This window comes from Pedobacter sp. ok626, from assembly GCF_900100435.1.
GTDB lineage: Bacteria > Bacteroidota > Bacteroidia > Sphingobacteriales > Sphingobacteriaceae > Pedobacter.
The window spans coordinates 236,282-249,635 of sequence record NZ_FNEX01000010.1; the positions used below are offsets into that span (position 1 = coordinate 236,282).

General features: G+C 38.2%; 6 protein-coding genes and 1 pseudogene. 6 read left to right on the forward strand and 1 reads right to left on the reverse strand.

Features of this window, described 5'->3' with window-relative positions; all coding sequences use genetic code 11:
• Nucleotides 1-6: 6 nt before the first annotated feature.
• On the reverse strand, nt 7-2,862 hold the full coding sequence (locus BLS35_RS15545; protein ID WP_254778912.1) for a glycosyl hydrolase 115 family protein: 2,856 nt from the start codon (nt 2,860-2,862) through the stop codon (nt 7-9).
• A gap of 222 nt (nt 2,863-3,084) precedes the next feature.
• On the opposite strand from BLS35_RS15545, the gene BLS35_RS15550 reads away from it, so the two are divergent.
• The 6 genes and pseudogenes from BLS35_RS15550 to BLS35_RS28190 all read left to right on the forward strand — a co-directional run.
• Nucleotides 3,085-4,761 carry a glycoside hydrolase family 43 protein gene (locus BLS35_RS15550; protein WP_090782634.1) on the forward strand — a complete coding sequence of 559 codons (1,677 nt, stop codon included), beginning with the start codon at nt 3,085-3,087 and terminating at the stop codon, nt 4,759-4,761.
• Nucleotides 4,754-5,854, forward strand: coding sequence for an endo-1,4-beta-xylanase (locus BLS35_RS15555; RefSeq protein WP_090782636.1), 1,101 nt, complete (start codon nt 4,754-4,756; stop codon nt 5,852-5,854). The genes BLS35_RS15550 and BLS35_RS15555 overlap by 8 nt, the downstream gene beginning before the upstream one ends.
• 240 nt (nt 5,855-6,094) lie before the next feature.
• Complete coding sequence (locus tag BLS35_RS15560; RefSeq protein ID WP_090782638.1) at nt 6,095-10,255, forward strand: hybrid sensor histidine kinase/response regulator transcription factor; 4,161 nt, start codon at nt 6,095-6,097, stop codon at nt 10,253-10,255.
• Nucleotides 10,256-10,351: 96 nt separating this feature from the next.
• A complete protein-coding gene (locus BLS35_RS15565; protein WP_090782640.1) occupies nt 10,352-12,292 on the forward strand; it encodes a sialate O-acetylesterase in 1,941 nt (646 codons plus the stop codon).
• A 92-nt stretch (nt 12,293-12,384) separates the two neighbouring features.
• Complete coding sequence (locus tag BLS35_RS15570; RefSeq protein WP_256375299.1) at nt 12,385-13,251, forward strand: transketolase; 867 nt, start codon at nt 12,385-12,387, stop codon at nt 13,249-13,251.
• A 2-nt stretch (nt 13,252-13,253) separates the two neighbouring features.
• Nucleotides 13,254-13,354 (forward strand): annotated as a pseudogene (locus BLS35_RS28190) (transketolase family protein); the annotation flags it as partial.

The window sequence follows — 13,354 nt, forward strand, 5'->3', positions numbered from 1 at the left end:
TGATTGTTATTTGGTTTTAACTGTTTCGGGTGGCCCCAGGAAACTTGGCTTTAAGCCCCCCATGTCAAGCACGAGTTTCTGTAAAACTACACCGGGGCTAACCATCCAGTATTTTATGGTATGTTTTCCTACTTTATCGAAATTTAAAGGCGTTTTAAAAACCTTAATGGAATTTGCCACTGATCTTCCCCATGTATCTTCAGTTTTATAATCAATACTGGTATTAACGATCGTTGCTGGCTGATCATCCACAGAAACTGCATATTTCAAACCATCGGTATTACTGAAGTCTATAGTAGGGGATACGTAGGTATGCAAGGTGTAAATGCCGACACTATCCAAATAAACATCATATGCTAAATGTGCTGCGTTTTTATCCAGGTTTTGTGTGGGGGCAGTTACCGGCACAGGAATCACACCGCTTAATGTTTTCCCATAGTTTGGAATGGTCTTCCAGGAAATCGCTTTGCTGTTAATTGCTTTTGAATAATTTGATGCTTCGATAGAAATGTATCCATTTTGTGAAACAAACAAATTTGTTTCAACCTTATTGATCAGCTTATTGTGCTTAGTTTGGAGATTAAATGTGATTTTGCTACCGTCACTTCCATTTATCTCAATCAGACAGGTTTTAATCCCCAATGGGGCTTTTGCCCAATCAACTTTGATTTTAATTCGTTTTTCAGTTTCAAAGGAAGCTTTTTGTTGATCTATTATGATATAGTCTGGAGCCTTAATTTCGTATTTCAATATCCCCTTTCCAGTATTAAAAAGTTCGATGTAATGGCTTTGGTTACTTAGGTTATCTATCAAGGGAAAACCTTTACTGACATGACTTTTATCCGTCCAGATACTATCTGTACCCTCAATTGCAAGGGCTAATTTAGATTTTGCATACTCAATTTTATAAGTTTTAGGTATGGTATTCTGTTCCGGTTGCTGCCAATTGGTATAGCCAATATGGGTTTGATCCATCATGTGATCCCATTTGCCACCCGCCAATATTTTATTATAAAAGTGACTGATGTCTGCGTCTCGCTTAAACAGGGAATCGGCTTTTTTACTTAGTTCGTTTGTTAATATGCGGCCTTGTTTAGCATAAAGCCTATTTTTAGCTACCGTATAGTAAAGTTCGTAAAGATTGGCACTTGCTTCAACAGGGTGCATAATCAGTTGATAATAGGCATCCCTCAGTTGTTCGGGAATTTTGCTGTAAATGATTCTAGCCTGGCCTTCCAGGCTTTTATAGTCATTTACTACGGTCTCAAATTCTTTATAATTGACCAGACTGTACGTGTTTTCATTTAACAATTCTGGCTTTATCCTGCCATTATATTTGGCATAATGATCTAAAATATTGGCTATTTGTGCTGCATATGTTGTCCCGAATTGTTTAATGCACCAGTTGATGGTGTATTGCTTCAGCTTTTCTGCAGAAATGTCATCGGGGGCCCAGGCATAATCCAGGAAAAACTCAATAGGAAATTCCATAGGTTTCAAATCACCTACATTTACAATCCAGATTTGGTTGGCATTGTATTCGTAAGCGAGGTTCATTTGCTCCCATACCTTCTGAATGGGATTCGTATTGATCCATTTATAGTTTCTTGGGCCTCCTACATAATCAAAGTGATAATAAACACCGTAGCCACCTGTTCTGGAGGCTTCATTTAAAGCCGGGAGTTTTCTAATGTTTCCCCAGTTATCATCGCACAGTAAAAGCGTTACATCATCAGGTACACGCATACCTTTATCATAATATTCCTGAACTTCTTTATATAATGCCCAGAGTTGTGGGGTTTGAGCCGCTGGCTTTTTTGTAACCTTTGTAATAATTTCGCGCTGATCTTTAACAATTTTCTCCAGTAATGCAGTGGCTGTTCCTTCAGTCATCGGCTCATCGCCATCTCCCCGCATACCGACTGTTATTATTTGCTCCTTATCGGCGACACGCCTTAAGCCACTTTCCCAAAATGACTTTAACTGATTGGGATTCTTTTCATAGTTCCATTTTCCCCCGTTATATCTTCTCCATTCGTCGTGGGCACGGGTTAAAGGTTCGTGATGCGATGTTCCTATCACGACTCCATATTCATCAGCCAAAACGGGGTTCATTTTATCATCATCGTTAAATGCACTTCCCCACATGGCTGGCCACAAATAATTACCTTTCAACCGAAGGATCAATTCGAATACTTTTTCGTAGAATTTGTGATTAAATCCACCGAATTCTTTTTTAGACCAGCCCGATAGTGCTGGTGCCTCGTCATTTAGAAATATACCCCGGTATTTTACAGCTGGAGCAGCATTTACATAGCGGCCCGGGATGGCATAAAGCGCATTGCTTTTTTTTGGTGGGACATCGGCCCAGTAATACCAGGGGGAAACACCAATCTGGTAAGAAAGTTCATATATTCCATATATTGTTCCCCGTTTATCACTGCCCGCAATAACCAGTGCTTTATCCACACCAGGTAGGGGGTTCTTCACGATCTCTATTAATGTTGTTTCCCAACTTCCAGAAATTCCTTTTACGTTGATTTTGTTTGTTTTTATCAATTGATCGATGATTTTACTGCTGCCAATGGTGCCAATTATGATGGCCATCGGCGTAGTTTGATCGATGTTTAATTCAGGAGCTCTGCCAGTTACTTTTCTAATGTCATCTTGCAAATCTTTGGCCGCTCTGATTACACCAGGCCACTCGTTTTTACTAACCAACAGCGTTGCACTTTTTTGCTTTTCGGAAATACAAAAACTTCCATTAATAGGTTTTTTAGAAATAAATGGTTTGATACCGGCAAAAACACAGTAGTTATTTAATCCAGTAATGAGTATTAAAAGAAATATCCTTTTCATCATAATTTTTTCTTTTATCATCAATTTATGGACTGGTTTAATTTGGTTAATAATGTTGTGGATAAAAGTATAGACATAGCGTGTGTACAGGGTGTTCGTTTGTTATTAATAATAGAACAAATGTTTAGCATTACAGAAATACAAACATTTATACCTTTAATTTCAACAAATGACGACACTTTCCTTTTTTTTGCCAGGTAGTTTTGGAGGATTAATTTATCCGATATGCAAAAAAAGTTTAATTTCCTTTCCTATCTAGTTTTATTGGTGTTTTTATGCTCGAATGCCAGGGCACAAATGACTTTGAAAAATCCGATACTTCCTGGCTTTTACCCTGATCCTGCGATCTGTAGGGTTGGAGCCGATTACTACATGGTAACTTCAACTTTTGTGTACTTCCCGGGAATACCGGTATTCCACAGTAAAGATCTTAAGAACTGGAAACAGATTGGGAGTGCAATTGATCGTACCTCACAGATGGATTTTATGGGAGAGCAAATATCCAGAGGTTTGTTTGCTCCAGCAATAAACTATAATAAGGGGACTTTTTATATTACTTGTACTGATATCGACAATGGCGGTAATTTTATAATTACCGCCCAAAGCCCTTCAGGCCCATGGAGTGATCCAATATATATTAAAGAAGCAAGAGGTATCGATCCTTCTTTATTTTTCGATGGAGATAAAGCGTTTATTTTATATAATAGTGACCCACCTGAAAATAAATCATTATACAGCGGGCACAGAACGGTGAGAATGTATGAGCTTAACCTGAGCAATCTTAAAGTAGTTGGATCGGAGAAAATACTTGTAAACGGTGGGGTAGACATCAGCAAAAAACCAGTTTGGATTGAAGCGCCTCATATTTACAAAAGAAATGGTTTTTATTATTTAATGGCGGCCGAGGGGGGCACAAGTGTGAACCATTCTGAAGTCATCCTAAGAAGTAATGATGTTTGGGGCCCTTATATACCATACGAAAAAAATCCAATTTTAACGCAAAGACATCTGGATCCTAAAAGGAAAAATCCAATATCTTCCGTTGGTCATGCAGATCTGGTAGATGGGCCAGATGGAAATACCTATGCTGTTTTTCTGGGCGTAAGACCATATGAAGGTGATTTTTACAATACGGGGCGTGAAACTTTCATTGCGCCAGTTAAATGGATAGACAACTGGCCAGTTATAAATCCAGATCATGAAGAAGTGCAGTATGAATATCAGGTAAGTTGGAATGAAGAGAAACATAAAGACCAATTGCCACTCAGTGGGAATTTTGATTTTAAGTTTCCATTTAAGGATAGTCTAAACACCCAGTTTTTATTTTTACGTACCCATAACCCATCATGGTATAGTTTTAAGGAAAATAAAAATGCACTCACAGTTAAACTGCTTCCGGAAACGATTTTGGGAAAAGGCAATCCAGCTTTTATTGGAAGAAGGCAGCAGCATTTGGTAAGTTCGGCTTCAACCGAAATGTCGTTTTCTACCAAAAAAAGTAATGAGAAATCGGGAATGGTGATATTCCAAAATGAGAATCATTTCTATTATCTATGTAAATCATATGAAAATGGTAAAAATGTTATTCAGTTGTTTAAAGGTAGTCCGACATCAGAAAAGATGGATTTACTTAAACAGATGGAATTACCAGGCGCTCAAAAGAGTGTGTACCTTAAAATAAGTTCCGAAAAGGACCTTTATTCTTTCTGGTTTGGCTTAAAAGAAAATGAATGGAAGCTTTTGGCTGATCAAGTTGACGGAAAGTACTTGAGTACAGTTGTTGCCAAAGGGTTTGTAGGTTCATTGTACGGCATTTACGCTACATCTGAGGGCCAAAAAACGGAGAATAAAGCCATTTATAAATGGTTTGGATATAGTGGAAACGACAGTACTTATGAATAGAATTTTATTGAGGAATTTTCTATATCTCCTTGTAATCGTCCTGTGTTCCTCAGGTTGCAAATCACGCTCGCAAAATACAACTGCATTGAAGGGATTGAAAGATTACTATAATGATTATTTTCCAATTGGTGTTGCCGTTAGTACCAGAACATTAAAAGGAGATGAAGCTGAGCTGCTTTTAAGGGAGTTCAGCAGCATTACCTCTGAAAATGCCATGAAAATGGAAGCGATACATCCCCGTGAGGATTACTATTTCTGGAGGGATGCTGACTCCATAGTGAAATTTGCTGAAAATCATAATTTGAAAATTCGTGGGCATAATTTGTGCTGGCATGAACAAGTTCCCAACTGGATATTTACTGACGAGTCTGGTCAGCTTGTTTCAAAGGAAGTACTCCTTAAACGGCTCAAGGATCACATTACAACGGTAGTTAAAAGATATAAGGGTAAAATCTACGCATGGGATGTGGTTAATGAAGTGATTGGCGACACAGACGAAGAATTTATAAGGAATTCTTTATGGTATAAGATATGTGGTGAAGAATATATTGCGAAAGCATTTGAGTACGCTCATGCCGCTGATCCGGAGGCATTGCTTTTTTATAATGACTACAACACAGAGCGGCCAGTTAAGCGGGATAAGATTTACCGTTTACTTAAAAAGCTTCTGGAAGAAAAGGTTCCTATCCACGGTATAGGACTGCAAGCCCATTGGTCAATTTTTGAACCGTCTGAGCGGGACTTGCGTGATGCGATCGAATTGTATTCATCGTTGGGTCTACAAATACATTTTACGGAACTTGATATGTCTATCTATCCCTGGGAGAAAAACAAAAGGGAGAAACAGCCAGGTGATATCGATCGTTTGACCCCAGAGCTGGAGTTGAAGCAAATTGATCAGTATGCTAAGATTTTTAAAATTTTTAGGGAATACAAAAAGAACATCACCAGCGTAACTTTCTGGAATGTTTCAGATCGGTATACCTGGTTAGATGGCTATCCGGTACGTGGTAGAAAAAATTATCCATTATTGTTTGATCAAAAACTACAACGGAAAAAGGCTTATCAAGAAGTCGTGAATTTTAAAAAGTAATTCCTCTCTCCATCTTTCATCTAGCTCTTTTGAACTTATGTAGCAGAAAAAAATACATTTGTTGCTGCCTGATGCTTAATTTGTGGCTACTTTCGTTAAAACCAAATATACTACTTGTACCTATTTTTTAAAATATAGCATTTGTTGTATATAGGAACACTGCACAGTAAATAAAATGGAATCTTCCAGGTTTATACTGTCATCTGTCCTTATTTATTAACTTTAGGTAACCAAAAAAATATGCTGAACCGGGCCATTTTAAAGCGATTTTATCTTTGTTTTTTATATACTGTTCTGGTATTATCACCGGGGTATGCGCAAAATCAAAAAATCAATTTTACTTCCTTAAAAACAAAAGATGGGCTTTCTTCTAATACGATTAATGCGATTTTGAAGGATCGATATGGAATCATGTGGTTTGGAACAGAGGATGGATTGAATAAATTTGATGGAACTAATTTCACTGTTTACAAGCATAAATCTGACGATCCGACTGGAATTCAGGCTAATGATATTCGAGCAATCCATGAAGATAAGTCTGGTAATTTATGGATTGGAAGCTCTGGCGGTTCGTTGAGTTTATATGACCGCAAGAAAAATTCTTTTATAAATTTTTCTGCAAATACAGGTGAAGGTTTAAGCAGTGATGTTATACGTACCGTTTCGAGTGATTATACAGGAAAGATATGGGTTGCGACCTTCAGTGGCTTAGATTTGCTTGATCCTAAAACTAGAACGGTAAAAAAACTCTCTCTGCAGGTCGGTCCTAAAAGAGCATTTCCTGCTATGACATTCAATTGTCTTTATGAGGACAGCAGACATAGAATGTGGATCGGATCTAACAATGGAATCTATTTATACGAAAGAGAAACAAACTCATTTAAGAATTTTACGAATTCTGTTTCAGATCCATCAAGTCTCTGTGATAATGCTGTATCATCAATTGTTGAAGATCAGGCGGGGAATTTATGGTTTGGTACTAGAAATGGGCTTAGTCTCCTCCTTCCAGATGGTACAAGCTTTAAAAATTTTTGGCATGACAGCAAGAATCCCAATACCCTAACCAATAATATGATTCTAAGTCTTGCGGCAAGTACCAATAATCAGTTATGGATTGGTACAGAGGATGGTTTAAATATTCTTAATATTAAGACGGGTGATATCACAAGATATAAGCCTGATTCAAGAGATATATATTCTTTAACAGGCAAGTCTATAAGTTATATTTATATAGATAACCAGGGTATTTATTGGCTTGGAGTTTACCATGGAGGCATCAATAAATATGACACTAATTTAAATCTGTTTCAACTAAAACAAGGTAATGTTTTTGACCAGAATGGACTAAATACTTCTGTTGTAACTTCATTCGCCAAATATCGGGATGATGAGATTTTTGTTGGTACAGACGGTGGTGGGCTTAATTTGTTCAATCGCAAAACAGAGTTGTTTAAAAGGTTTAATGTGCCTTTAGCAAATGGAAGCACGCTGAGTAACATCTCGATAATGAGTATGGAAATCGCCAGGTCAAAGCAGTTATATCTTGGGACATACTCAAATGGGTTGGTCGTTATGGATTTAAAAACCGGGCAGTTTCGCCAGATTACAAATCATAATAGTCACGATGCGCTAAATTCAAATGATATATTTTGCGTTAAGGAAGATAAAGGAGGTAAAATCTGGGTCGGAACAAACGGAGGCGGAGTAAACGTGTTAAATTCTAAGGATAAAGTTCTGGTAAAATATTGTAAAAATCCGAAAGCAATAAATGAACGGGATTATCCAGGAAATAACTTCGTAAGGTTTATTGAAGAGGACAATGCGGGAAACATTTGGATCGGCTCTTACGGTTCTGGAATTGCCGTTTTTAATCCGCATAGTAACAAATTTATAGTTTATAGTAAGGCCAACAGCAAACTGCCAAACGACCTTACCATGTCGATATTAAAAGACCGTTTAGGGAACATATGGGTTGGAACATTTAGCGGTGGCCTAAGCCTGTTTGACGATAAGACTGGTCAGTTCATTACTTTTTCTGAAAAAGATGGATTGAATAATGCAACAGTTTATGCCATAGTTGAGGATAAGCAAGGTAAAATATGGCTGAGTACCAATAAAGGTATCAGCAGCTTTGATCGTAAAACAAAGAAATTTACCAATTATACCATTTACAATGGGGTTCAAAATAATAATTTTGTTCTAGGTGCTGGCTTCAGTTCTTCTGACGGAGAAATCTATTTTGGGGGTGCCGATGGTTTCAATTATTTTAACCCGCAGTATTTCAAGAAGAATAAAAATGTGTCAAGGGTTCTTTTTACTGATCTGAAAATAGGCAATACTTCAATCGTTGCTTCTGCAGATGGACCTATAAAAGAGCATATCTCTGTCGTTAAAGATATTTATTTAGATTATAAGCAGAATTTTACCCTTAGTTATGTTAGTGTAAATTATACTGCACCTGAGCAGAACAGGTATTCATATCGTTTGGAAGGTTTTGATAATGAATGGATCAATGCCGGAAATTCTAAGTCTGTGTCTTATACCAATCTTGATCCGGGTGAATATGTGTTTCACGTTAAGGCAAGCAATAATGATGGACTTTGGAATGGAGCAGAAACTGCGATAAGAATACATGTATTGCCTCCCTTCTGGCGTACAATATATGCTTATGTTTTATATGTATTGGTTATTGTGGGTACGCTTCTCTATATCCGACATAGAGGGATTCAAAAGTTGAAGCTGAAATTTGCTCAGGTTCAGGAGAAAATGAAGGCAGAACAGTTGATTGAAGAAGAGCGAAAAGAGGCTGAGCGATTGAGAGAGTTAGATAAGCTGAAAATTAAATTTCTGACAAATCTGAGTCATGAGTTTCGCACTCCGCTGTCGTTGATTATGGGCCCTGTTGATAAATTACTGACGGAAAGGAGGGATATAGAGATTGCGGGTCCTTTAGCCATGATCAAACGAAATACGAGAAGATTGCTGAACCTGGTGAACCAAATCCTGGATTTCAGAAAGATGGAGGATCAGGAACTGAGATTAAATCCTTCAGAAGTCGATATCGTTGCCTTTATTAAGGAAGTTCTGGAGTCGTTTAATGACCTCAGCGAACGTAAGCAAATTCAATTGGTATTTAAAAGCCAGATGAGATGCTTTTATACCTTGTTTGACCAGGATAAAATAGAACGTGTATTGTTCAACTTGCTGTCTAATGCATTTAAATTTACACCTGTTGGTGGCATAATTTCATTAGAAGTGGAAAAGAGTGATCGCTTAAATGATGGTCAGGAATCTTCGTTGATCATCAAAGTTTCCGATACGGGTATTGGTATGTCAGCTGAAGACAAAGAGAAAATATTTGATCGGTTTTTTCAGGCTGAAACTTCAGCACCTATTTTAAATCAGGGAAGTGGGATTGGTTTGTCAATTGCAAAGGAATTTGTCAAGATGCATGGGGGTGATATAGCTGTTCAAACTGAACTTGGGAAAGGTAGTAATTTTATCATTGAGCTTCCTTTTTCGACGACCGAAACCGCAGATGAACTAACCATAGATTTTTCTGGTTCCATTAACTCCGAACCAGAAATTGTTACCGAGGCCGATGAAAACGTAAATGGCATAGATATCCCTTCAGTTTTATTGGTGGAAGACAATGAGGATTTTAGATTTTATCTTAAGGACAGTTTAAAGTCGTTTTATAGGATTTATGAAGCATGTAATGGGCAGGAGGGCTGGCAAAAGGCCTTGGCTCATCATCCTCAAGTTATTGTAAGTGATATCAATATGCCATATATGAATGGCATCGAACTATGCTGTAAAGTGAAGTCTGATAAACGGACGAATCACATTCCAATTATATTGTTGACCGCGTTAACCGGAGAGGAGGAGCAGCTCAGGGGATTGGAGACAGGTGCAAATGACTATTTAACCAAGCCTTTTAATTTTGAAATTCTTAATGCAAAAATTAAGAATCTTCTGACCTTAAATAAAACGCTTAAGGATACTTACACTAAACAGATAAAGGTTCAAACACCAGAAGTTGTTATCGAATCACATAGCGACAGATTATTAAATAAAGTTTTATTATACATTGAAGAAAATCTTAATAATCCTAAACTTTCTGTTGAAGATTTAAGCAGGCATGTAGGAATGAGCAGGGGCTCTTTATATCATAAAATTTTGGAATTAACAGGCGAATCACCTGTTGAGTATATCAGGTCGGTAAAGTTGGATAAAGCTACCGTTTTGCTCGAAAAGAGCGATCTAAATGTGTCGCAGATCGCTTATATGGTTGGCTTTGCTACACCCAATTATTTTGCAAAATCATTTAAGGCGAAATTTAATGTTCAACCCTCAGAATTTATGAATTTAAAGCGCAAAACCGATGTTAATTTAGTTTAAACATTTATGACATCATTTTATACAAATCTGCTCGATACTTTTTTTGGTTTGGAGTACGTTTGAGATGCCAACCAATTGAAATTTCAAGATAGATGTATGAGCCAAATTAAATTGTTTTCGTTTTTTTTATGCTTAAGCTTTTGCTTTGTTTTGCAAGGTTATACACAGATCAGGCTACCGCATTTGGTAGGGGACAGTATGGTGCTGCAGCGAGAAGTGCCGCTTAAAATCTGGGGATGGGCTTCTCCGGGTGAAAAAGTGGATGTTAATTTCAATGGTAAAAAGGCAACAACTGTTGCTGGACCTGACGGAAAATGGCTCACAAAACTTCCGGCTATGAAAGTCGGTGGCCCTTGCAATATGGTGCTTAAGGGAAAAAATACCATCGTATTGAAGGATGTTTTAATAGGTGATGTATGGTTGTGCGCCGGGCAATCTAATATGGTTCATCAAATGAGGCTGCACAACATTACATACGCTGATGATATTGCATCGGCCAATTATTCTAAAATCAGGCAATACTGGGTGCCTACCGCCACCAGCTTAATTGGTCCTTCAGAAGATCTGCCGCCAGGCAATTGGAAGTCTGCTAATTCAAAGGATATTAATGATTTTTCTGTCGTAGCCTACTTCTTTGCCAAACAAATTTTTGCAAAATATGGGATTCCCATTGGAATCATCAATGCAAGTGTTGGTGGTACATCAATAGAATCATGGACAAGTGAAGAAGGATTAATGGATGTTGGGGGACTGCGTGAAATAATTATACGGAATAAAGACACCGCATACGTGAATGGCGTTAATCGGAAGGCCGTTTCTAACCAGCTTAAGAAGGCTGTAATCGCTGATAAAGGCTTGAATGGGGATATTAAATGGTACGATCCTGAATATCTACCCAAGGGATGGAGGAATATTAATATTCCGGGATATTGGGAGGACCAGGGGATTCGCGATTTGGATGGGGTTGTCTGGTATCGTAGGGTGTTTGATGTGCCCGCTGCTATGGTTGGAATACCCGCGCTCATCCATATGGGAAGGATTATTGATGCTGACAGATTTTATGTAAATGGCCAGCAGGTAGGTAATACAGGGTATCAATATCCTCAGAGGAGGTATCATCTGGGCCCAGGTACATTGAAAGCAGGAAAGAATATTTTTGTAATTAGGGTAGAAAATTCGGCTGGAAAGGGCGGTTTTGTACCTGATAAACCTTATCTTATTGAAGCGGGAAATCAATCCATTGATTTAAAAGGAGATTGGCAATATAAAGTTGGGGAGGTTTATACACCAGTAGTTAAGACAGGGGCCTATGGTATTTCGGAACAAGCTCAGCCTACTGCGCTTTACAATACGATGATAGCTCCATTAGCCAATTATGGTTTTAAGGGTATACTTTGGTATCAGGGCGAAAGTAACGTTGGAAATGCCATGGCTTATAAAAAATTATTGCCAGCCATGATCAACGACTGGAGAAATAAGTTCGACAGACCTGATTTGCCGTTCTTTTATGTTCAGTTGCCTAACCATGGAGATATGTGTTATCAACCTGCAGAAAGTGGTTTGGCTTTAATGAGAGAGGCTGCATTGCAGACGCTAAAGGTTCCATTTACAGGAATGGCTGTTACAATTGATCTTGGAGAATGGAACGACCTTCATCCTGATAATAAGAGGGATGTGGGGGAGAGACTGGCGCTAATTGCCAGGCATTTTACCTATGGAGAAAGGAGTCTGATTTATTCCGGCCCAATTTTTCAGTCTTCAAAAGTTTCCGGAAATGAGATTGTTGTCAGTTTTAATCATGTTGGGAGTGGTTTGGTAGCGGTCGACGGAGAACCGCTTTCACAATTTGAAATTGCAGGCGAAGACAAAAAGTTTGTGTGGGCCAGTGCAAAAATTGAAAATGATAAAGTTGTGGTCTGGTCAGATCAAATTAGGAGTCCTAAGTACGTTCGTTACGCATGGGCAGATAATCCTGTAAACCCAAATTTATATAATCTGGAAAAATTACCGGCCTCACCCTTTCGTACTGATGAATAATTTCCAGTTCAAACAATAAAATTTAAAGCCATATCTGATGATCTGCAACAAGCCGCTATTTTATTAAATGCGCTGAATTAGGAATAAGTTATATATGTAAACAACCCCAATTAATGAAACATAGAATAAATGAATTAGAAGATATCGCTGCTCAAGTAAGAAGGGATATTGTTAGAATGGTACATGCCTGCCAATCAGGTCATCCGGGTGGATCATTAGGATGTGCAGATTTTATGACTGCATTGTATTTTGAAATCATGAACCGCTCTACTGATTTTGAAATGGATGGAAAAGGCGAAGATTTGTTTTTTCTTTCAAACGGACACATTTCGCCAGTTTTTTACAGCGTATTGGCCCGATCAGGTTATTTTGAAGTAAGCGAACTGGCTACTTTCAGAAAGTTAAACTCAAGATTACAAGGCCACCCAACAACTCATGAAGGACTTCCTGGTATCAGAATCGCATCTGGATCTTTGGGTCAAGGCATGTCTGTTGCTATCGGTGCAGCTCAGGCTAAAAAAATAAATAAAGATCACTCCACAGTTTATGTTTTACTTGGAGATGGTGAATTACAGGAAGGTCAAAACTGGGAAGCCATTATGTATGCGTCTCACAACAAGGTGGATAACCTGATTGCATCTGTTGATTATAATGGTCAGCAAATAGATGGCCCAACAGAAAAAGTATTATCTCTGGAAAACCTTCAGGCTAAATTTGAGGCTTTCGGATGGCATGTGATCAACTCTGATGGCAATGATATGGATTTTATTGTTAGTGCATTGCACTATGCAAAATCTCTAACAGGCAAAGGAAAACCAGTTTTAAACTTAATGAGTACGCAAATGGGTGCTGGTGTTGATTTCATGATGGGCTCGCACAAATGGCATGGCGTAGCGCCTAACGATGAACAGCTTGCAGCTGCCTTAGCTCAATTAAGGACTACCCTTAAAGATTATTAAGCATGAAAAAGTATACATACACTGAAAAAAAAGATACACGCTCTGGCTTTGGAGCTGGATTGCTTGAAGCAGGAAAAAAGAACCCTGAAGTCGTAGCACTTTG

Excerpts from the sequence above, each read along its gene's own strand:
- BLS35_RS15545 (WP_254778912.1), bottom strand. The coding sequence starts at position 2,862 with ATGATGAAAAGGATATTTCTTTTAATACTCATTACTGGATTAAATAAC.
- BLS35_RS15565 (WP_090782640.1), top strand. The coding sequence starts at position 10,352 with ATGAGCCAAATTAAATTGTTTTCGTTTTTTTTATGCTTAAGCTTTTGC.
- BLS35_RS15550 (WP_090782634.1), top strand. The coding sequence starts at position 3,085 with ATGCAAAAAAAGTTTAATTTCCTTTCCTATCTAGTTTTATTGGTGTTT.
- BLS35_RS15555 (WP_090782636.1), top strand. The coding sequence starts at position 4,754 with ATGAATAGAATTTTATTGAGGAATTTTCTATATCTCCTTGTAATCGTC.
- BLS35_RS15560 (WP_090782638.1), top strand. The coding sequence starts at position 6,095 with ATGCTGAACCGGGCCATTTTAAAGCGATTTTATCTTTGTTTTTTATAT.